The 21,714-nt window shown below is 40.4% G+C and carries 18 protein-coding genes and 4 pseudogenes; 16 read left to right on the top strand and 6 right to left on the bottom strand.

Going from position 1 to position 21,714, the window contains the following annotated elements; translation table 11 throughout:
• Positions 1–56: 56 nt before the first annotated feature.
• On the top strand, positions 57–1,508 hold the full coding sequence (locus EEL30_01990) for an IS1182 family transposase (GenBank protein ID QDX91257.1): 1,452 nt from the start codon (positions 57–59) through the stop codon (positions 1,506–1,508).
• Between the two features lie 218 nt (positions 1,509–1,726).
• On the opposite strand, the gene EEL30_01985 is transcribed toward EEL30_01990, so the two are convergent.
• A complete protein-coding gene (locus EEL30_01985) occupies positions 1,727–2,488 on the bottom strand; it encodes a hypothetical protein (GenBank protein ID QDX91256.1) in 762 nt (253 codons plus the stop codon).
• Entirely contained in the window at positions 2,478–3,062 is a 585-nt protein-coding gene (locus tag EEL30_01980; GenBank protein QDX91255.1) for a sigma-70 family RNA polymerase sigma factor, read from the bottom strand. Before EEL30_01980 ends, EEL30_01985 begins: the two co-directional genes overlap by 11 nt.
• Before the next feature lie 400 nt (positions 3,063–3,462).
• On the opposite strand from EEL30_01980, the pseudogene EEL30_01975 reads away from it, so the two are divergent.
• The 5 genes and pseudogenes from EEL30_01975 (at position 3,463) to EEL30_01955 (ending at position 5,763) form a co-directional block, all read left to right on the top strand.
• A pseudogene (locus EEL30_01975) lies at positions 3,463–3,760 on the top strand (PBSX family phage terminase large subunit).
• A 177-nt stretch (positions 3,761–3,937) separates the two neighbouring features.
• Positions 3,938–4,387: a LytTR family transcriptional regulator gene (locus tag EEL30_01970; GenBank protein QDX91254.1), complete on the top strand. Its 450-nt coding sequence runs from the start codon at positions 3,938–3,940 to the stop codon at positions 4,385–4,387.
• Positions 4,387–4,806, top strand: coding sequence for a DUF3021 domain-containing protein (locus EEL30_01965; GenBank protein QDX91253.1), 420 nt, complete (start codon positions 4,387–4,389; stop codon positions 4,804–4,806). The genes EEL30_01970 and EEL30_01965 overlap by 1 nt, the downstream gene beginning before the upstream one ends.
• A 325-nt stretch (positions 4,807–5,131) precedes the next feature.
• Positions 5,132–5,206 (top strand): annotated as a pseudogene (locus EEL30_01960) (DNA mismatch repair protein MutT).
• Between the two features lie 77 nt (positions 5,207–5,283).
• Positions 5,284–5,763, top strand: coding sequence for a DUF2306 domain-containing protein (locus EEL30_01955; protein QDX91252.1), 480 nt, complete (start codon positions 5,284–5,286; stop codon positions 5,761–5,763).
• 188 nt (positions 5,764–5,951) lie between these two features.
• Here the strand turns inward: EEL30_01955 and EEL30_01950 are convergent, their stop codons facing one another.
• From EEL30_01950 to EEL30_01940, 3 genes are all read right to left on the bottom strand, one after another.
• A complete protein-coding gene (locus EEL30_01950) occupies positions 5,952–7,109 on the bottom strand; it encodes a CapA family protein (GenBank protein QDX91251.1) in 1,158 nt (385 codons plus the stop codon).
• A 316-nt stretch (positions 7,110–7,425) separates the two neighbouring features.
• A complete protein-coding gene (locus tag EEL30_01945; GenBank protein QDX91250.1) occupies positions 7,426–7,716 on the bottom strand; it encodes a DUF3817 domain-containing protein in 291 nt (96 codons plus the stop codon).
• 60 nt (positions 7,717–7,776) lie between these two features.
• Positions 7,777–9,129 carry an MFS transporter gene (locus EEL30_01940; GenBank protein QDX91249.1) on the bottom strand — a complete coding sequence of 451 codons (1,353 nt, stop codon included), beginning with the start codon at positions 9,127–9,129 and terminating at the stop codon, positions 7,777–7,779.
• 192 nt (positions 9,130–9,321) lie between these two features.
• Between EEL30_01940 and EEL30_01935 the strand changes: the two genes are divergently transcribed.
• On the top strand, positions 9,322–11,163 hold the full coding sequence (locus EEL30_01935) for a hypothetical protein (protein QDX91248.1): 1,842 nt from the start codon (positions 9,322–9,324) through the stop codon (positions 11,161–11,163).
• A 31-nt stretch (positions 11,164–11,194) separates the two neighbouring features.
• Here the strand turns inward: EEL30_01935 and EEL30_01930 are convergent.
• Positions 11,195–11,413, bottom strand: a pseudogene (locus tag EEL30_01930) (hypothetical protein).
• Between the two features lie 186 nt (positions 11,414–11,599).
• Between EEL30_01930 and EEL30_01925 the strand changes: the two are divergent.
• The 9 genes and pseudogenes from EEL30_01925 (at position 11,600) to EEL30_01885 (ending at position 21,698) form a co-directional block, all read left to right on the top strand.
• Entirely contained in the window at positions 11,600–12,553 is a 954-nt protein-coding gene (locus tag EEL30_01925) for a type I pantothenate kinase (GenBank protein ID QDX91247.1), read from the top strand.
• Between the two features lie 185 nt (positions 12,554–12,738).
• Entirely contained in the window at positions 12,739–13,491 is a 753-nt protein-coding gene (locus EEL30_01920) for a heme-dependent peroxidase (protein ID QDX91246.1), read from the top strand.
• A gap of 187 nt (positions 13,492–13,678) precedes the next feature.
• Positions 13,679–15,106 (top strand): aspartate ammonia-lyase, encoded by a 1,428-nt coding sequence (gene aspA, locus EEL30_01915; protein QDX91245.1) that lies wholly within the window; start codon positions 13,679–13,681, stop codon positions 15,104–15,106.
• 129 nt (positions 15,107–15,235) lie between these two features.
• Positions 15,236–16,450: an AraC family transcriptional regulator gene (locus tag EEL30_01910; protein QDX91244.1), complete on the top strand. Its 1,215-nt coding sequence runs from the start codon at positions 15,236–15,238 to the stop codon at positions 16,448–16,450.
• A 140-nt stretch (positions 16,451–16,590) separates the two neighbouring features.
• A pseudogene (locus EEL30_01905) lies at positions 16,591–16,822 on the top strand (hypothetical protein).
• A gap of 53 nt (positions 16,823–16,875) precedes the next feature.
• The gene (gene hutU / locus EEL30_01900; GenBank protein QDX91243.1) at positions 16,876–18,540 is read left to right on the top strand and encodes a urocanate hydratase; all 1,665 of its coding nucleotides are present in this window, start codon (positions 16,876–16,878) and stop codon (positions 18,538–18,540) included.
• A 43-nt stretch (positions 18,541–18,583) separates the two neighbouring features.
• Positions 18,584–19,864 (top strand): imidazolonepropionase, encoded by a 1,281-nt coding sequence (locus EEL30_01895; GenBank protein ID QDX91242.1) that lies wholly within the window; start codon positions 18,584–18,586, stop codon positions 19,862–19,864.
• 383 nt (positions 19,865–20,247) lie between these two features.
• Complete coding sequence (gene tnpA / locus EEL30_01890) at positions 20,248–20,583, top strand: IS200/IS605 family transposase (protein QDX91241.1); 336 nt, start codon at positions 20,248–20,250, stop codon at positions 20,581–20,583.
• 269 nt (positions 20,584–20,852) lie between these two features.
• Complete coding sequence (locus EEL30_01885; GenBank protein ID QDX91240.1) at positions 20,853–21,698, top strand: DegV family protein; 846 nt, start codon at positions 20,853–20,855, stop codon at positions 21,696–21,698.
• Positions 21,699–21,714 lie beyond the last annotated feature (16 nt).

Genomic DNA, 21,714 nt, shown 5'->3' with positions numbered 1-21,714 from the left:
GGTGATTGTACCTTTTTTCTGTATAATAAAAGTATCAATTTATGTGGGTGGGTACGATGATTCAAAAACAACAATCAATGATCTTCAGTCCATTTATAGCTATATATGATGTAGTCGTTCCGAAGGATAATTTGTTACGAAAAATCAACGAACTTATGGACTTCTCTTTTGTGTATGACGAGCTTAAGGATAAATACTGCCTAGATAATGGTCGTAAAGCTATTGATCCTATTCGTATGTTTAAATATTTATTGTTGAAGTCTATTTATGATTTGTCTGATGTAGATTTGGTTGAACGTTCGAAATATGACATGTCATTTAAGTATTTTCTCCATATGGTACCAGAGGAGAAAGTGATAGAAGCGAGTTCTTTAACCAAATTTCGAAAGCTACGTTTAAAAGACATTAACCTTCTAGATATGCTTATTAATAAAACAGTTCAAATCGCTATTGAAAAGGGGATTATCAAAAGTAAAGCTATTATTGTTGATGCTACTCATACGAAAGCTCGCTATAATCAAAAATCTCCGAAGGAGATCCTCACGGATCGATCAAAGAAATTAAGAAAAGCCGTCTACACAATAGATGAAAATATGAAGCAGAAGTTCCCTGCTAAAACAACATCCAATGTATTAGAGGATGAAATAGACTACTGTCAAAAGCTCATTGACGTAATCGAAAAAGAAGGCAATATCTCCGAGTATCCAAAAGTAAAAGAACAGTTAAATCTACTGAAAGAAACTGTCACTGATGACCTCGAACAGTTGCAAATCTCAGAAGATCCTGATGCAAAACTTGGTCATAAAAGTGCAGATTCCTCGTTTTTTGGCTACAAAACACACTTGGCAATGAGTGAAGAAAGGATAATCACAGCCGCAACAATTACTTCTGGAGAAAAAAGTGATGGAAAGCAATTACAAACGTTGATTGAGAAAAGTATAGAAGCTGGCATGGAGATTGAAACAGTTATCGGTGATACAGCTTATTCGGAAAAAGATAATATTATTTACAGTAAAAAGAATGAAATCAAACTAGTTTCTAAATTAAACCCTCTCGTTACGCAAGGGAATCGTAAAAAGGAAGATGAATTTGAATTTAATAAGGATGCCGGGATGTATGTGTGTAAAGCAGGACATATGGCAGTCCGTAAAGCTCGACAAGGGAAAAAAGGTGTAGGGAAAAATCAAACGGATACGTATTACTTTGATATTGAGAAATGCAAGCAATGTCCATTGAAAGAGGATTGTTATAAAGACGGAGCAAAAAGCAAAAGTTACTCAGTGAGTATTAAATCCAGTGAACATACTGAACAGGCAAAATTCCAAGAGAGTGAGTACTTTAAAGAAAAATCAAAGGAAAGATATAAAATTGAAGCGAAAAACAGTGAGCTAAAACACAGACACGGGTATGATGTGGCATCATCTTCGGGTCTTATTGGCATGGAGTTACAAGGGGCAATGGCTATATTCACTGTAAACTTAAAAAGAATATTGAAATTAATGGATTAAAAACAAAATAATAAACCGATGAAAATGGTAAAAAGACGACTCTTGCATTCAAGAAATGAATTTGAGCCGTCTTTTTTTTGATGAAGCTATATAATTCCTTCGGAAAATCGTAAGATTTTCAGTGCCCTCCAAAAATGTGGGGTTTCTCTTCAATCTTAGACTCTCCTATGTAGAAGAGTCTAAACACCTAATTTACGTATTTGTCATAGATTCAACTCTTATTTGCTCGAGGACAACGATTTGATGATTTGGCCAAGCGTCTTTGTATCAAAATCCTTCTCTGTCATTTGGTACAATTCATAAGTAAAGCCTTGGTGCTCCCAAAGGACGATTCCATTTGCAAAATAGACTTTTGTACCATCGATGGTTTCTGTTTTGACCCCATCTGTAGTGCCGATTTCGTTTTTTCCACCACGAGAAATTAACAAGGAAATGAAGTCTCCCTCCTTTTTATACTGCACCTCAATCATTTGTTTGCCTTGGACCACGCAGTTTACGAACTGATAATGATCAGACAGCCATTGGGGTGTCGGAAAGTCAATTCCCGTAGCGGCACGCGCCTTTTCCACTGTTATTTGCGGAGGAGTTTCCATCTGAATTGCTGTTGCTTCACTGCCTGGTTTCTTCACTTCCGCTGGGGTTACTTTCGTAGGCAGCTCTCGATCAAATTGAGTAATCTCCATATTTCCAACTTGGAAACGTGCCAATATCGATTGGATCATCCCTTGGGCAAACGATGTAGTTGAGAAAGCACCGCATAGACAAACTATGGCAATGGCACTTACGGCAAGGGACTTCCATTTAGTATTTTTCATATGAATTTCTCCTTTTTTCGTATGGTTTGGTTGGATCGTTCTGGTTTGCATTTTGAAGACTAAGCGGTTATAAATCCTCTCTTTCGAGGCGGAGTCATCTAGCTCTAAATTTGTCAGTATGTTTGTTAGGTCTCGAAATTCTTCCAAATTGTGCTTACTCCTCATACTGAAAGCCCCCTCTTTCTAATTCGGTCTGTAATTTCTTTAAACATCGGTAGAGAACGACGCCTATATTTGAACCACTGACACCAAGCAAGTCTGCGATTTCCGTATTTTTCAAGCCAGCTCCGTATTTCATTGCGATGATGTTGCGTTCCTTGTCACTCAGCTTAGCAAGCGCCTTGAATAAGGCTTGGTTATTGTCGCCTCGGATCACAATTTCTTCGGGAGATGATTTGGGCAGGACCATATCCAAGATAGATTCAAGTGAAAAGCTCATTTTTTTCTTCTGTGAGCGGAAGTAATCCGTCACGGCATTTCTGGCGATGGCAAACAACCATACCTCAAAGTTGGATTTATCCGGATTGAAGCTACTATATTTGGAAATTACCATCTCAAATACGTGGCTGCATATTTCTTCAGCCGTATAGTGGTTGTTGACCCGATAGCAAATATAGTGATAGACACGTATATAGTACGCATCGTATAGTTCCGCAAATCTCTCGGTCGACAGGATTTCATGCTTGAGTTTGCTAGTTGGGTTCTGACTGATTTCTGTGTTCATTCGAGCAATCTCCAATCTACTTCACCTCCCTTCACTTGATGACTACCTAACAAATTGCGCAATTTGTTTTGATGAGTCTTACGATTGTTAATACGGGAAAAGGAAGATTGTATTAACATGCCTCTTTTATTGGCGTAATTTTCAAATTTATTTAGCATAAAAGACTACACGGTCTCATTATGTCATATTCATCGACTTATTTACTCTCTTTATTACTAAGAAAAACCCCAACAAATGTGGGGTTTCTCGTCAATCTGAGGCGGTTTTCCGCCTCTTAATTTACTTTAAAAGAAGTTATTTCTATTTGAGTCCGTCTCCCTGGTCCACCCAATGCTTCGCCTATAGCCTGCTTGTCTTATCATAGTGCCATCGAACAAAGGCAAACGGATCAACACCACTCCCTATTGCTTGCAAGATATATGCACTAGATGAGGTGTACGGTGTCAAACACTCCAACAGAGAAGTAGCCGAAAAGATCAAGGCAAAAGGCTACGATACTACCATGAGCATTGCTGATAGCGCAGAGCCTAAGTCAGTAGATGAAATGAAAAGTGATTATCATCTGCGTATCAAAAGGAGCTAAGAAAGGACCTGGTTCGGTTGAATATGGTGAGAAATGGTTGGATGATCTAGAAGAGATTGTTATTGATGCTGAACGCACTCCTAACCTAGCTAGAGAGCTTGAGAATATTGACTATCAAACAGACTCAAACTGTATTAGTCTAACCTCCTTAAACTAATAGAAGCAAATAACATAGAAAAAATGGTGGTGAATATACATATCATCATCGCTTTTTTGCTACTTATTTGTCATATTGAACCACTTATATAAGAAAATTAAATATTAATAGTTTCCATGTTATATTTTATTTATGGAGTGGAGGGTGCATATGCAAATCAAATTAATCATCGATGAGAATGTAAAGGAAACAGAAATCCATATTCATACAAATGCGTATACAAATGAAATTGAACAAGTTATGAGGTATTTTGAGTCTTCTAACACAGAAGTAATTGATGGTTATTTACAACAGCAAATCTATATGTTGAAAATTATAGATATTTACTTTGTTTATTCAGAAGGTTCAAAGGTTTATTTTTCAACAGATGAGGATGAATATGAATCAAAGCGTAAATTATATGAGCTGGAAGATTTATTAAAAAAGAACTTTGTCCGTGTCAATAAATCAACGCTCGTAAATGTGTCTAAAATTTCCTTTATGAAGATGGAGAAAATAGGTATGATGCAGCTTGTGATGGATAATGGATCAACAGCTCATGTTAGTCGTATGTATTTAAAGGTACTGAAGAAGCGGCTAGGAATCGGGAGGGATGCTTAATGAAAAAAATAATCCAATATTCACTAATAGGGGCCCTTATTGGTTTAAGTACTTCTTATATCATTATTACAATTGTTTTACTACAAAATCAAACCAGAGTAATTAATGGGCAAGAGCTTTTGTTGGAATTTCTTTTGGCTGTATTTCTAGGAGTGGGTTGCGGTCTTATCACACTTATTTTTTACTTTGATCGTTGGCCATTTGTGGTTAAATTATCAATACATTATGTTGTTGTCTTAATACTTGTGTTTATTTGTGGTGCAATTGGGGATTGGTATGAAAATCCAGCTGAGAATCCAGTCAGGTTTCTTATGTTTATTGGAATTCAATTAATTATTTATATCCTTGTCTGGGCGGTGGTATATTGGATGAATTTACAAGAAATGAAAAAAATTAACGAGAGATTAAAGAGGAAATAATCCAAATGTTATTTATTGAGGTAAAAATTATCAACATTCAACATGTTCGGTTTCATTAAATTGATATGCACAAAAAAGTTCAACAAAATACGCCATAAGTAATCACAATTTATTCTCTTTTGTGTGAAAATAATGTAGACAATGCCAAAAGAACAGTAAAAGGAAATCAAGTGTAGCAAACTTGTTGCAAAACCGGTTCCAGACGTAATTAAACGAGCTGTCGAGGTTCTAGAAAAAGGGGAGGGTAAATAAATTAATGCAAACGAAAAAAGTAACCAATAAAGCTGGGTGCTGGAGCCTACCTGGAGACGATAGAAGACGCTGTAAAGTGGAATGGTTCCTACCCGATAACATTACGATAACTACCACTTATGCTATTAATCAGTTAAAAAATCAATAAAGACTTTCCAATTGTGTAAAGCCATTATGAGTAAGGACTTCATCAAGAACTGGATACATAAAGAAAGGTGATGGCAGTTGGGCGTTTTTCAGATGATTATTGCATTGCATATCGTTGCAGGTATAGTATGTTTAATCACAGGATTATTGGCAATCATGATGAGGAAAAAAAGAGGCCCCCATACGATTTACGGGGAGATTTATCATGGGTCGTACGTTGTGATTTTTCTTACATCCATTGTAACGGCTATTTGGCATTGGGAGCAAAGTGCGTATTTATTTTTTATTGCGTTGTTTTCGTATGGATTAGCACTATATGGGTATCTAGCTCGAAAACGTAGATGGACTGAATGGTTAGGAAAGCATATTAATGGAATGCTGGGTTCTTATATTGGTGTTATTACAGCGGTTTTGGTCGTGAACCAAACCAAGATGCCTGTTCTTAATCAGTGGCCATCACTTTTGGTATGGCTATTGCCAACGATCATCGGCTCTCCGCTTATTGCTTTGGTACAAAAAAAATGCGGGAAAAGAAAAGTATCAGAAAAGCTTGTGTAGCACCTGTATGAAGTGATGGAAGCGTAATTTATATGTTTTTAATGAAAAGGAAAAGGGCATCGCTCGCTCAAGTGGTCAATTGAGGAGTAGCCCTTTTTTCTATTTGGAAACAGTATTTCAATTGATGGTTATTTCCATAAAATGTATGTTTAGTAATTGAGACTAGCTAAACAGTCAATAGGCTTCATCTATTCTTCAGTAGCTGTAATCGTACCATCTTCAGCAATCTTAACTCCAGAAGAGATCGATTCGATTCGTTTGATCAGATCCAGGGAATTTTGCTCATTCATTGGTACAGCCTGCCCTAGTTCAGCGTGATATGGCACCATTTTAAGCTCTTTCACGCCTTCCTTGGTAAGGGTAGCTTGTAGAACCATGGTCTCCCAGGTTTTAGGCTGTGTTGCGCGGGTAAAGATGAAATTCCCCATGCTATATGCGATCCATTTCCCATTCAGCTGCTCAAATCCTTGTAACACATGAGGATGACCACCGACGATTAGATCAGCGCCTGCGTTCACGAGAGCTTGGGCTAATTCTTTTTGGTGCTCCACAGGAAAATCTACTTTTTCCTTTCCCCAATGAGCGATGACAATGACTAGATCAGCTTTTTTCTTAGCAGCTTGTACGGCTTCCACTGCACGTTTGGAATCATACATGACCGCTAGTCCTACCTTATTTTTTCCTGCGTACCAACTGGTTTCAGGAACGACACGACTGAATCCGAAGAATGCCATTTTTACACCATTCCGTTCCACAAAAACAGGGGAATAGGCGCGGTCTGCGTTTACGCCAGCTCCTACATACTCCATTTTCTCCTTGTCTAACGTGTACATGGTGTCTAATAACCCGTCTTCTCCCTGATCCATAGAGTGATTGTTGGCTAGATTCACTAGATCAATTCCTGATGCTTTCATAGCAGTAACTGCTTCTGGTGATGATTTATACACAAACTGCTTGTTAGCTGCTGGAGTACCTTTTTCAGTAATAGGGGTCTCCAGATTACCGATTGTGTAGTCATCTGCTAAAAATAGATCTTTTACATGCTTGAAAGCATAATCGTAGCCTTTATCTTTTAATAAAGTCTCTACATGTCCAGACATCATAATATCGCCTACAAAGGTAAGACGAACATTCTTGGAAGTAGCATCTGTTGAATCCGAAGAAGCATTGTTTTGAAAGGAGAAGAATTTGTCAATTTTTCCCGGTAGATAGATACAAGCGACGACGAGCAGACCTACTGTTAACAGGATGGTGTTTATCAATATAATTAGGCGGAGTCGCTTCCGTTGCTCTTGCTTTTTTTTGTTACGTTTGATTTGAAGACGACTCAGTTTTTGTTGATCCATTATTCACCTCAGGAACTAGATTCTTTGTCTACATATAAGACGGTAAAGATAAGAAAAAGTGACAAATTAAGGGGTGGAGTCAAGAGTACTCAGAGGAAAAAATAAATGAACAGAATAATCAGTTGATTGGAACATTTAATAACTCAACATAAATGTAGAAGCATTTTGGGTTACCTATTTATTCTAAGAAAAAATGTGTCCCGAAAGGTTACAAATACCTTACAAAATGCCTGTATATAATATAGAAAAACATAAAAAGAGGCTATGGGTAGCCTCTCCCTTGCATGATTTTATCATGCATTTTTCATATGGTTTTCTAAACATCCTTCTTTAATCTTGCATCCAAAACAAAGGTTCCAAATGGAATAACGGATGCAAGCACAGCGCCAATCACACGTATGAACGACCATCTTAGAGCAAAAGTAGCATGTGCCACAACAAATAAATAGAGAACAAACAGAACACCATGCAAGGGACCAATCACTTGTACTCCAATTGGCAAGTCAGCATAATATTTTAATGGCATCGCGATAAACAGCAGGAGTAAGAAGGAAAGACCTTCTAAAAAACCAATCACACGAACACGTTCCAAGGGAGTTTTTAACATAGATTGATTCGACCCTCTCTTTCAATATAAACAAATGTTTATTAGTTAAGATAGTTAACACTATTTTATTACAGTTTTCTTTAGAAAGTCCACGTGTTGTCCAGTCAACTTGTGAAGATTTGGTGATCGGAAAAATAGAAATCCAGATAAGAGCAGCAAAATGAGGCAAATACCAAATAAAGTTTGCCCACCAAAAGTAAGCAGGACGACACCGCCTAAGAAAGGGCCAAATGTGCGAGAGATATCCCAGTGAATTCCGTGCAAAGAAAAGTAACGGCCACGTTCCTCTGGCGGAGCTATCTCTGAAATGTACGTATGCAAACGCGTTAACCCGATTGTTTCTCCTACGGTCCAAAATAATTGCACCACGATAAGTACAACGATACTTTTAGAAAAACCATAGGCAAGAGCGGTTACCATAAAGCAAGAGCAGGATAACAACATTACTCGTTGAAAGGAAATATGCTCAGTTAATTTGACTAATGGGAGTTGTAATGCCACGGCTAAAATTGCTTTAATTGTTGAGAGAGTCGCAATAATGGACACATAGTTAACAAAGCTTTCTTGTAAATATATCCGAAAGGTAGTCTCGGTTTGAGCATAAAAAAAGCTGATCGGTAGCGTGTAGACCATTAGGATTAGGACGTGTTTATATCTAGTGATTAGTGCAGTAATTCGATGAGACGAAAAGAAGCGATGCTTACCCGCCGGTACAGGAGGGACATGGCTTGATGCACCTGAACGCTGGGAAGATCGTGTTTCTTTGTTTTTCGTTTCCAACGCCTCAGCTTGATCAGATGATGAACGAAAAGCAGAGGAGACAGGAGCTGTTTCGGGTAATTTCCACCAGCAAACAAGCATGTAAATAAATAATGAAAAGGCTTCTATACCAAACAGCCAACTAGGATCATAGTGGAATAATAGCATTCCGCCTACAGGACCTAATGCAAGACCAATATAGCTAATGGTATTGAGCAATCCGAACACTTCCACACGTTGGCTATCTGTCGTTACATCAGCGATTTGAGCACGTTGAGCAGGAACAAATAGAGATTGACCTGCCCCATGTAACATGTAAAGCAGGGCAAAACTAAGAACAGAGTCGGCCAACATAAATCCAGACATTGCTATACTTTGCATGGTTAGGGCAAGTAACATCACGGGTTTGCGACCTAAACGATCGGTAATACCGCCTCCGAGCAATGTAACAATGATGTCAGTCAACGGTTGTAATCCGACGATAAGCATGGGTACTAGCACAGCCCCGTCTAATTTGTCGTGTAAGTATAATAAGAAAAATGGGGCAAGCATCGAGCTCGATAGGCTGGTGATGAATGCTCCAAACATTCTGATCCAGATGGTGATATGATAACGTTGAGTCCAATTTTTTTTCATTGGGTTAGTAAATTTCATGACTTGATCCCCCTTTGTTTTGCTGATTGTATGGCATGCGGGGAACAAGAAAAAGAGAAGAAGAGGAAGCTCTATTTTTTCCTCTTTTATAAAGGGGCACATCTGAGGAGAAATAACTTGTGGGGGTAACTCAATAGATAGTAAAAAAATATTGATATAGTAATAGAGAGTGCATGAAAAGGAAGAAGAAATATGTATATTATAGATGATTATATTAGGTTTCGAACTGAACTGGTTCATATTCCATTGAAAGAGCCTGTTTCAATTTCCCTTGAACAAATTTCTACTCTATTATGCTGTACAACTCGTAATAGCAAGTTTATTTTGCAAAAATGGATTGCTCTTCAATGGATTACATGGATACCTGGCAGAGGAAGGGGAAACCGTTCCAAGCTTACTTTTCTAGTCGAGCCAGATGAAGTATTAGTTAGCCACGCACAACAGATGATTTATTCAGGGCAGGTAGCAGATGCCTTGTCACTCATGCAAAAATTTACGGCTACTCTTCCAAAAGCTAGCGAGCGATTTCAGCGCTGGTTTCGAGGACAATTTGGATTACAGTGGGAAAGGGAACAGGATAAAAGAATAGAGACGTTGCGCCTTCCCCTAGGCGAACCATTAGCTATAGTCGATCCTATCCATGCATATTTACGGACAGAATGCCATATCAGTCAGCATATTTGTGAAACGTTGCTTCGCTATAATAAAACATCGGGCAGTATGGAACCACATTTGGCATATCATATCGAAAAAAATGAGCTTGGGGATCGTTGGTTGATTTATTTACGCAAAGGGGTCCTATTTCACCATGGGCGGGAAATGGTAGCAAGTGATGTAATCTTCAGTCTCAATCGGTTAGCTAGGGAAAATTCCCCTTATCAGTGGCTAATGCGAGAGATAGTAGAGATTATTCATCATAATGAACGTGTTATTGAGATAAAACTCTCAGGTCCTCAACATTTATTTGGACATTATTTAGGAAATGAACATCTAGCAATTGTACCAAAGGATTACGTAGAGCAAGTGGCTGAGGACTTTGCTAGAATGCCTATAGGGACTGGGCCATTTAAACTTATCCGTAACGATGATGGACTAGTAATACTTGAAGCATTTGAAAACTATTTCGGAGTGAGACCTCATCTCGACCGTGTGCAATTCATTTCTATGCCGAGGAAAGTAGTTGAAATAGAGCCAGAGAAGATAACAACATACGGTATGTGGTACGAGCTGGATGAGCCAGAGGAGCAGTCAAAAAATCACGTAGGCAATTGGCAACGGTTAATCAGCAATGATTGGTGTGTCCAATACTTGAGCTGCAATCAACGAAAAATAGGTCCGATTACATCACTTTCATTTCGCCAAGCTTTGCAATTGATCTTGTCGCCTGAACAGATGGTATATGATTTGGGAGGGGCACGTCATGAGATAGCTATGTGTTTTGCTCCGTGGAAGCGAGATAGCTTATTTTTTGAAGAGAGGCAGAGAAAATCTGATCTACATCTTTATGAACGTGTACGGCTTTTACTCCAACAGAGCAACTATCAAGGAGAGGTCATACGCTTGCATACCTTTACAGATCGAGATCATGTGGAAGATAGCGAATGGATTAGAGAGCAGTGTGGGATGTACGGCATCGTTATTGAAATCCATTATTATCACGTGGGTGAGCTACTTCAACCAGCCACTATTGAGCAAGCGGATTTAATTCATGATAGCGCCACGGTAGGGGATGATACAGAGCTATCTTTACTAGAATTGTTTTTATCACATAACAGTTTTGTCTATGCTCATTTAAAGGATGAGGATCGGCAAAAAGTTGACATAGCTATCACTCAACTACAAAGCCTTTCCTCACCAGTAGATAGACAGCAAGCGATCACCAAAATAGAACAAATGTTGCAACAAAATACAACTTATCTACCCCTTTACCGTAATCGGATAGGACTAGTGTTTGACCCGCGGTTACAAGGAATCAGAATAAATCGTCAAGGGCACGTAGATTATCGTACATTGTGGTACAAGGATTTGGGTTAAGAGAACAGGGGCAAGATAAAAAAGCTTGTAATCCCCTTTTCTCTTGTAGAAATGTCATGAGAACGACAGCAATGGTAAAGATAATGGTATATCTCGCCACACGTAAAATGTATTCCATCCAACTAAGCTCTTGGGTAGCAAATCCACCTGAAAAAAGATGGATTTCACGTTTCTCTGGCACAAATAGAATCATGATGGCTAAACCAACAAGAAAGCCGTATTTTGCACTTTTGACCAACTTATTTTCCATAAGTGAGCCTCCTAGCCCTATTTTTTCCACTGTTATTTTAACAGTTTTTTCCTCATAACTCGTAGAAACATGCAAAAAAGATCATTTTTTGTAGAATTCGAAGTGGAAGCACGGGTGCTAGGAAGGTATGATGGAATGGACATTGTTATTGATGCAGTGCCTGATGCCTGAGAAGGAGGACTTACCGTGGCGAATTTTGCCGAAAGACGAATTTATTCCCCTTATATGATTTTTTCTAGGGATGAGTGGAGAGGGCTACGAAATGAGACGCCTTTATCCATCTGTGAAGAGGATTTAGCCGAACTAGCAGGGCTTAATGAGAAACTGTCACTACAAGAAATAAGTGAAATCTATCTGCCTCTCTCCAGGCTGTTAAATTTATATGTAGCAGAATCACAGGAGTTGTATAAGGCTGCCGATACCTTTCTTGGAAATCGCTCAGAAAAGGTTCCATTTATCATTGGTATCGCTGGCAGTGTAGCCGTTGGAAAAAGCACCACGGCACGCGTTCTGTTATCCTTGTTGAAACGCTGGCCTAATCATCCTAAGGTGGAGCTGGTTACTACGGATGGCTTCCTTTATCCCAATGAGGTATTGGAAGAACGTGGTCTGATGCAGCGAAAAGGCTTTCCTGAAAGTTATGATACAACAAGGTTGATAAATTTTTTAGCAGATGTAAAATCGGGCGTTAAAGAAGTGAGTTGTCCACTCTACTCCCACTTGACCTACAATATTTTGCATGACCAAGAACAAATCGTTTCCCAACCTGATATCTTGATTGTGGAAGGGTTAAATGTCTTGCAGGTGGGACGAACGATGGATAATATGCCACAGGTGTTCGTTTCCGATTTCTTTGACTTCTCTATCTATGTAGATGCAAATGAAAAAGACATACAGGAATGGTATTTAAATCGCTTTCTGTTGTTAAGACAGACGGCTTTCCAGAAACCAGCCTCCTATTTCCACCGATATGCAAAGCTATCCGATCGTGAGGCGTTGGAGGTAGCGCAAAACATCTGGCGGGAAATAAATGCTGTTAACTTACATAAAAATATTTCACCTACACGCTATCGAGCTGATTTGATTTTGACTAAGGGTAATCAACATGCTATTGAAGAGGTAATGCTACGGAAGTTATAGGCTGACGTAAAGATTTGTCACAGAGAATACAACTGTATACCGAAGACTAGCAAATCATTGTCTTTTCCAAAAGTTATCAGTAAGATAAAGAAGGACAAGTCTCCTGAACGAAAAAAGAGGCTTTTCGCGTATGTACATAGGCGGAGCAAATGCTCACGCTAAACCATAAGAAGGAGTTGTGTCACATGTCAGCCAATGAAGCATTGCTCACGTTGGAAGGATGGTTTACCTATCATGACTTCCGTAAGATCAACTGGGAAAAATGGAAAAAAGCATCTATCGAGGATCGCCAAGCAGCCCTTGACGAACTAACTTCCTTAATGCGCGTATGGAATGATGCAGAATCCGAGACTGATGGTAGCACGGCTGTGTATTCTGTGCTTGGACATAAAGCTGATTTATGCTTTATCTTCCTACGCCCAACAATGGGTGAGTTGGATGAGTTAAAAACAGCGATAAACAAAACCCGTTTTGCCGATTATACAAAGACGGATTACTCTTATATTTCCGTGGTAGAGTTAAGCAACTATGTGAACAACCCTGGTCAAGATCCTAAAGCGAATCCGCATGTGCGTGAGCGTTTATATCCAATTTTGCCAAAATGGGATCACTTCTGCTTCTACCCTATGAACAAGAAACGTGGAGAAAAAGATAACTGGTATTCAATGACGATGGACGAGCGTCGCGAATTGATGCAAACTCACGGTTTGACTGGTCGCAAGTATGCCGGTAAGATTAAACAAATTATTGGTGGTTCTGTGGGTTATGACGATTGGGAATGGGGCGTTACTTTGTTTGCTCATGATCCAATTGAATTGAAACACATTGTATATGAAATGAGGTTCGATGAAGTAAGTGCTCGTTATGGTGAGTTCGGTATCTTCTTGGTTGGTAACTATGTAAATGAAGAAGCGCTACAGAAGATGTTTGCGCTGTAACAGAAATAAATGAGTCTTGAGAGAAACCGGTGAGCAATGGCTTATCGGTTTTTTGCTTTTTTACCTTTTTGCACAATTTCAGATGGTCAGACCTGTTGGAATGAGGCAAACTGGTATATGATAGATACAAGAGTGAACTGACAATGAATACGGCTCTGTATGAGCGATCATAGACGGGGGACTAACGATGAGTATCATTCAAGAAACACGTCAGGAGAAAGATTTTCTTGGAACAAAAGAGGTACAATTGCATGCTTACTATGGCATTCAAACATTGCGTGCTGTAGAGAATTTTCCGATCACAGGATATCGTATCGATGGTGAACTAATTAAAGCGCTAGGTTATGTAAAAAAAGCAGCCGCTCTAGCCAATATGGAAGTAAAACAGCTTCATTCCAAATTAGGTGATCCAATCGTACAAGCTTCTCAAGAATTGATTGATGGCAAATGGCATGAGCAATTTATTGTCGATCCCATCCAGGGTGGTGCGGGCACTTCTATTAATATGAATGCAAATGAAGTGATTGCCAATCGTGCGTTGGAGATTATGGGTGCCGTGAAGGGCGATTATTTTACACTTAGCCCAAATACGCATGTAAACAAAGCGCAATCAACGAATGATGCAATTCCAACTGCCGTTCATATTGCCGTTCTGCGTTTAATCAATCAGTTGCTAGGCACCATGGAGTCATTGCGGGATGCCTTCTCAGATAAAGCAAAGCAATTTGACCATATTATTAAGATGGGCCGCACTCATTTGCAGGATGCCGTTCCTATTCGTATGGGCCAAGAATTTGAAGCATATAGCCGTGTTTTGGATCGAGATATTAAACGAATTGGGCAAACACGTCAGCACCTTTATGAAGTAAACATGGGAGCAACAGCAGTAGGAACGGGTCTAAATGCCGATCCAATCTATATTGATCGCGTAGTTAAAATTCTTGCGGAGTTGACCGAATTACCACTGGTTAGTGCAGAGAATCTGGTGGATGCTACGCAAAACACTGATGCTTATACAGAGGTGTCTGCGTCTCTAAAAGTTTGCATGATCAATATGTCTAAAATTGCTAATGATCTACGCTTACTAGCATCCGGCCCACGTGCTGGATTGGGTGAGATTAGCTTACCTGCTCGTCAGCCGGGGTCTTCGATTATGCCAGGCAAAGTAAACCCAGTGATGGCAGAGGTGGTTAATCAAGTGGCATTCCAAGTAATCGGGAACGACCACACGATCTGTCTGGCGTCTGAAGCAGGTCAATTGGAGTTAAATGTGATGGGGCCTGTGCTAGTATTTAACCTGATTCAGTCCTTGACTATTATGAATAATGTATTTACAGCGTTCCAGAAGAATTGTCTGGAAGGTATTGAAGCAAATATAGAGCGTTGCCGCCAATATGTAGAAAATAGCGTGGGAATTATTACTGCACTAAATCCGCATTTGGGTTATGAACCAGCAGCACGTATTGCAAGAGAGGCGACACTAACTGGCAGATCAGTACGTGAGCTTTGCTTGGATTATAATGTGTTAACAGAAGAAGAACTCGATATTATTTTAGATCCTTATGAAATGACGCATCCGGGAATTGCTGGTGCATCCCTATTGGATCGAGAGTAAACGACAGTAGAGAAACGTCATAGAAAAAACAACGTAATAAAAGGATGGGCGGTCAATTCCGATAGCATATACGGAATGATCGCCTATTTTTCTACCTGTTTGAAACACAGGGATAAAAGGAGGAACTCAATGCTAACTCAGCAACAAGTAGCAGCTATACAGGCAACATTTGCCCATGAATTAATAGCAGGGACAATAGTACATGAAGCAGAGTTTACGATGAGACAGCAGCAGTTACAGATGACAATTCATCCTGAGCTTGCACTGGTGGTATCTCTCGATCGTTATCCTGATTTGGCTACAAGCTATCCTTTCGTCTGGCGGCAAAAGATTGGACAGCAATTACTTGAGGTGTTGAATCAAGCTTTGTCTGTTCCATTTGTGTGGTGCTGGGTTTCAGAAGGGGTTATTGTGGTTCTGATTGAGTTGTTAGATGATGGGTGCAAACTACAGGCTACTGCTGATCAAAAGGCTCGTCAGATAGCTTCTGAGATTGTTCAACATGCCGATGAAAAAGGGATATCGGTCTCCATTGGTATTGGGAGCGCTTATGAGAATCCGCTTTTCATGCAACATTCTTATGAAGAAGCACAGATGGCTTTAAAAGATCGTTTTTTCCAAGGGAATCAGTTGATATTACCAACAACGGCGAAGCAAGATAGGGCAAGCAAAAGTGGAAAAAATCCCTCCATACCGAGCAAGAATCGCGCAGATGTCATTGCCAGTGTGAGAATTGGTGATGAACGAGCTACCATCGAAGCCTTGCATACATTACTACATAACATGACGATTATGGAGCATCAGGATGTGGAGAGCTTTCAATCGGAAGTGGTAGAAGTAATAACAGCTATGGCGAGGACGGTGCTGGAGCTCGGTGCAGATGCTTCGACCATTTTAGCCGAGAATGCGAGATTCATTCAGGACCTCTATAAAACGATTCGCTACGATACCTTCTTACAAAAAGTGGAGCGGTATAGCATAAGCTTAGTTCAACAAGTGGAACAACTGGACATGAAAAGATATTCACCAGTGATTCGCAAGGCGATTACTTATTTGAAGGAACATGTTAGCAAAAAAGTAAGACTGCAAGAAGTAGCACAAAATTGCTGTTTGAGTGTTTATTATTTTAGCCATCTTTTTCAACGAGAGACGGGATACAGCTTTATTGAGTATGTTCATCGAATTAAGCTGAAAAAAGCTGTTATCTATTTAGAAACAACAGATTTATCTATCCAAGAAATTGCTTTTGAATTAGGATTTGAAGATGCTAATTACTTTAGTCGTTTGTTCAAAAAGCAAATGAATATGAGTCCACGTGAATATCGCACAGCAAGATTGTGCTAGTTTTTCGCAAATTACACTAGATGAATCGTAAGCACTTTCCGTTAAAATGAAGAAAATAAACAGTTTTTTGGGAAAAATCACGTAGTTATAGAGAGTAACATCTTGGTAATGGAACAGAAGCCATCTATGTGACTGTCGATATGGATGTGCTAGATCAATTCTATGCGCCAGGAGTGCCCGCGATGGTACCCGCTGGAATGACCACGTGGCAATTGTTATGCCGTCTATTTACTAAGGATTCATCCTAAGGTAAAAGGCTTTGATATCGTCTGTGTTGACACGTTGCAGGATCTGCGGCGAGCAACGGTACGAGCTTCTTTATATACGATTTTGACTTTTTTAGCAGGATATGCCAATCGAATTCACAACTAGAGATCCCATTGTGTTTGTAAGAAATGTTTGCCTATACGAAAGGGGAATGTAAGATGACATCAACCAACAAAAGAGTAGTGCGAGCTCCACGTGGCAATGAGTTAAGTGCGAAAGGCTGGGAACAGGAAGCGGCTTTACGCATGCTCATGAACAATTTGGATCCAGAGGTTGCAGAGCGTCCCGAAGATTTGGTTGTATATGGTGGCATTGGCAAAGCAGCACGTAACTGGGCTAGTTTTGACAAAATCGTTGAATGCTTAAAAGAATTGGAAGCAGACGAAACGTTGTTAATTCAATCGGGTAAACCGGTGGGAATATTCCGTACACATACTCAAGCTCCACGTGTGTTGTTGTCTAACTCTATGCTGGTTCCTGCATTTGCAAATTGGGAGACATTCCGAGAATTAGATCAAAAAGGCTTAATGATGTACGGACAAATGACAGCAGGTAGCTGGATTTATATTGGAACACAAGGAATTCTGCAAGGGACATACGAGACTTTCGCAGAAGCCGCACGCCAGCATAATAACGGCACACTGAAAGGTACGATAACACTAACAGCAGGTTTGGGTGGAATGGGTGGAGCTCAACCGTTAGCTGTCACAATGAACGAAGGGGTGGTCATCGCAGTTGATGTTGACGCTACTCGCATTCAACGGCGCATTGATACTCGCTACTGCGATGTAATGGTACGTGACTTAGATGCAGCATGGGAGATGGCGACAGAAGCGAAGAACGAAGGCAGAGCACTGTCCATCGGTTTGGTCGGCAATGCCGCAGAGATTTTCACAGAGATGGCTACACGTGGCTTAACCCCTGAATTCGTCACTGATCAGACTTCTGCACATGATCCATTGAATGGATATGTACCAACTGGTTATGAATTAGATGATGCGTTAGCATTGAGAGCGAGTGACCCAGATCAATACATCCGATTGGCAAAAAGCTCAATGGCCACCCATGTACAGGCAATGCTTGATTTGCAAAAGGCAGGTTCGATCGTTTTCGATTACGGCAATAATATTCGTCAGGTTGCTTTTGATGAAGGAGTAAAAGATGCTTTCAACTTCCCAGGCTTTGTACCAGCCTATATTCGCCAATTATTTTGCGAGGGAAAAGGGCCTTTCCGTTGGGCAGCTTTGTCAGGTGACCCAGAAGATATCTATAAAACAGATGAACTTGTGTTAAAGCTATTCCCAGAGAATGAACATCTCCGTCGCTGGATTACCATGGCTCAAGAAAAAGTAGTATTCCAAGGCTTGCCAGCCCGTATCTGCTGGCTGGGATATGGAGAACGTGTCAAAATGGGGCTTGCCATTAATGAAATGGTGCGAAGCGGAGAGATTTCTGCACCAATTGTTATTGGACGAGATCATTTAGATTGCGGTTCGGTTGCTTCTCCTAATCGTGAGACGGAAGCCATGAAGGATGGCAGTGATGCGGTAGCAGACTGGGCGATTTTAAATGCGTTGGTAAATACTTCAGCGGGAGCTAGTTGGGTATCCGTGCATCATGGCGGCGGTGTAGGCATGGGTTATTCCTTGCATGCTGGAATGGTAGTTGTGGCAGATGGTTCCCTGGAAGCAGAAGAACGACTGAAACGTGTACTTACAACCGATCCGGGTATGGGAGTTATCCGCCACGCTGATGCAGGTTATGATTTGGCAGTTGAAACTGCAAAAGAGCGCGGAGTACGAGTACCAATGCTAGACATTTAATAAAGGCAAAAAGGAGCAATTGGTAAATAGGAGGGGAAGCAGGATGTCGCAAATCGACTTGCTCGTTCATAACATCAAAACGCTCGTTACTATGGCTGGGCCAGCTCAGGCACGTTGTGGAGCTGAGATGAAAGAAATCGGATTGGTTCAAGATGGGGCGATAGCCATAGCAGATGGACGAATCGTGGCTGTCGGAAGGGAACAGGACGTTTGGCAACAAATCCAAGGTTCTGTCATTCGAAATGAGTGGGATGCTGACGGCAAACTCGTTACACCTGGCCTAGTCGATCCGCATACGCATCTTGTCCATGGTGGCTCACGGGAACATGAATTGTCTCTCAAATTAAACGGAGCAAGCTATCTGGAAATTTTAGAACAGGGTGGGGGCATTTTAAGTACTGTGCGTGCTACTCGTGCGGCTACGGAGCAGGAGCTTTTTCTGAAGGCGAAAAAGAGTCTGGATCAAATGCTACAATTCGGGGCAACTACAGTAGAAGCAAAAAGCGGTTATGGACTTAGTGTAGAAGAAGAACTAAAGCAGCTCCGCGTAACCCGTACATTACAGGAAGCGCATCCGGTCGATTTGGTTTCTACTTTTATGGGAGCGCATGCAGTACCAACGGAATATAAGGGCCGAACAGATGAATATGTTGCTTTGGTCATTAACGAGATGCTACCTGAAGTAAAACGTGCTGGATTGGCTGAGTTCTGTGACGTTTTTTGTGAGCATGGGGTGTTCAGTGTTGAACAATCCAGAGCCATTATGCAGGCAGCCCGTAAGCTCGGTTTTGGACTGAAGCTGCATGCAGATGAAATTGAGCCGTTGGGTGGAGCAGAATTAGCCGCAGAGCTAGGCTGCATTTCCGCTGAACATTTGTTAGCCGCAAGTGATGAAGGCTTGCAGGCGATGAAAGAAGCAGGTGTTGTAGCAGTTTGCTTGCCAGCTACTTCCTTTAATCTTCGACTGACGAAACATGCTCGTGCAAGAAAAATGATCGAGCTAGGTGTACCTGTTGCACTCTCCACTGATTACAATCCGGGCAGTTCACCTACAGAGTCTTTACAACTCGTCATGACACTGGGGTGCCTAAATCTTGGACTAACGCCGGAGGAAGTACTGACGGCCATGACGATAAATGCCGCCCATGCCATTGGACGTGCAGAGCAGGTTGGTAGTCTAGAGGTAGGTAAACAAGCGGACTTGGTTATCTATGATGCGGATAACCTCAACTATTTGCCTTACCACTTTGGCATTAATCATGTCAAAACGGTTGTGAAAAACGGGCAGATTGTGGTACAAGATGGAAAAGTGATGTATGAGTAAAAAATAGTAACAACAAGTCCGGATAAAAGACGTCAATTCTCAAAAAGAGGATTGATGTCTTTTTGCATGAGAGAAGCCAATAATGATCACTAGGAAAAGGATATGAAAAAACCGGACTATCAGGTGTTTGTGCAGGACAGTACTAAATGATAAACTCATGAGGTTTTTCATGTGAGAAAATGTGGGATTTTCACATGCGCTAATACAACTACTTCCCCAGCAGGTTGAGATGAATCGGCTTCGGGCAAAGCGTGTCTTCTGACATGTTAATTGTCCGACATATGTTGACTTGGTGATCAATAAAAACGCTGATATTTAGACAGAATAATTTATTTTGACATGTGCTATCCTATCATTGAGGTGAATAACATGGCAGGGGAAATGTGTACTCTATCCAATACCATATTGTATGGTGTGTAAAATATTGCCATAAAGTGTTGCTTGGAGATGTAGATACAAGATTAAAAGAAATACTGAATCAGCTTGCTACAGACAATGATTTCACGATTTCAGAAATCGAAAGTGATTGTGATCATGTTCATCTCATGATTGATTGTAGTCCGCAACATTCAATTCCGAGTATCATCAAAGCGTTAAAAGGCGTTTCGGCAAGGTTGCTATTTAAAGAGTTTCCCCAGCTTAAAAAGAAGCTATGGGGAGGGAATCTTTGGAATCCTTCTTATTTTGTGGCAACGGTTAGCGAACACACAGAAGCATAAATACGACAATACATTCAAAATCAGGTGCATAACAATGGCAAGTTCGCAAAAATTGGAACAATGAACTAATGTAAGAAGACAGAGCTCATCTTTCATAGGGCTTTTAATAAATTCAAATGAACTTAACAAAACACCTAATAAAAATCCATTTTCAAATTGTGAACATTATGAACGAAAGTGTTCACTCCTATAAGAAATAGGTAATAGGAAACTGCGAGAGAAGGATATATAATCTTACTTATATCTCTTGAACATAAAGGAGCGTTTCAGTGAAAAAACAAATTGCCTGGGTAACTGACAGTACGGCTTATATACCGGCTGACCTTCGGGAGAAGCACGATATTTACGTCGTGCCACTCGAAATTATTTTCACCGACGGAACCTACCGCGATGGCATCGATATGACGCCGGAGCAAATGTACGAAAAAATAGAGAACACACGAGAAGTTCCGAAGACCTCACAACCTTCGCTAGGCAAATTTGTGGAGCTATATGAGACCCTAAAACAAAAATATGATTGTGCGATCGCTGTTCACGTATCTAGTAAACTAAGTGGTACACTTAATGCTAGCCATAGCGCTGCAACGATGGCGGAGTTTCCAGTAGAAGTAGTAGATTCGAAAACCATGTCCTATCCGATTACACATATGATTTTACAAGGAATGGAAATGGCGAAGAAGGGGACTTCACCCGTGGAAATCGCTAAATCGTTGCGTCACGTAGCTGATAAAGCAGAAAGCTATATCTTACTTGGGAGTCTTGATCAATTTTATCGTGGAGGACGAATGAATGGAGTACAGTTCTTTGTAGGCAATCTCCTTCAGATCAAACCAATTATTCGTATTAGAGACGGCATATTTGAAGTGTATGAAAAAATCCGAACAGAAAATAAAGCTATTGTTCGCATGCTAGACCAACTCGATCAAGCGATGCAGAAACAAACCATTAAGGATGTACAGATTTTGCATGGGAACGTATTAGAAAAAGCACAAGCTCTAAAAAAGCGAATCAACGAGAAATATCACGATTTAGAAGTTATTATTGGGCCAATTAGTTCAACGATTGGTGCACATGCTGGGCAAGGTACAGTAGCTCTATCTTGGATTAATGAATAGTCTGAATAAAGCATTT

Origin of the sequence: Brevibacillus laterosporus, from assembly GCA_007833815.1 — a bacterium.
Classification (GTDB): domain Bacteria; phylum Bacillota; class Bacilli; order Brevibacillales; family Brevibacillaceae; genus Brevibacillus_B; species Brevibacillus_B laterosporus_D.
This window is presented reverse-complemented; position numbering and strand designations above follow the sequence as displayed.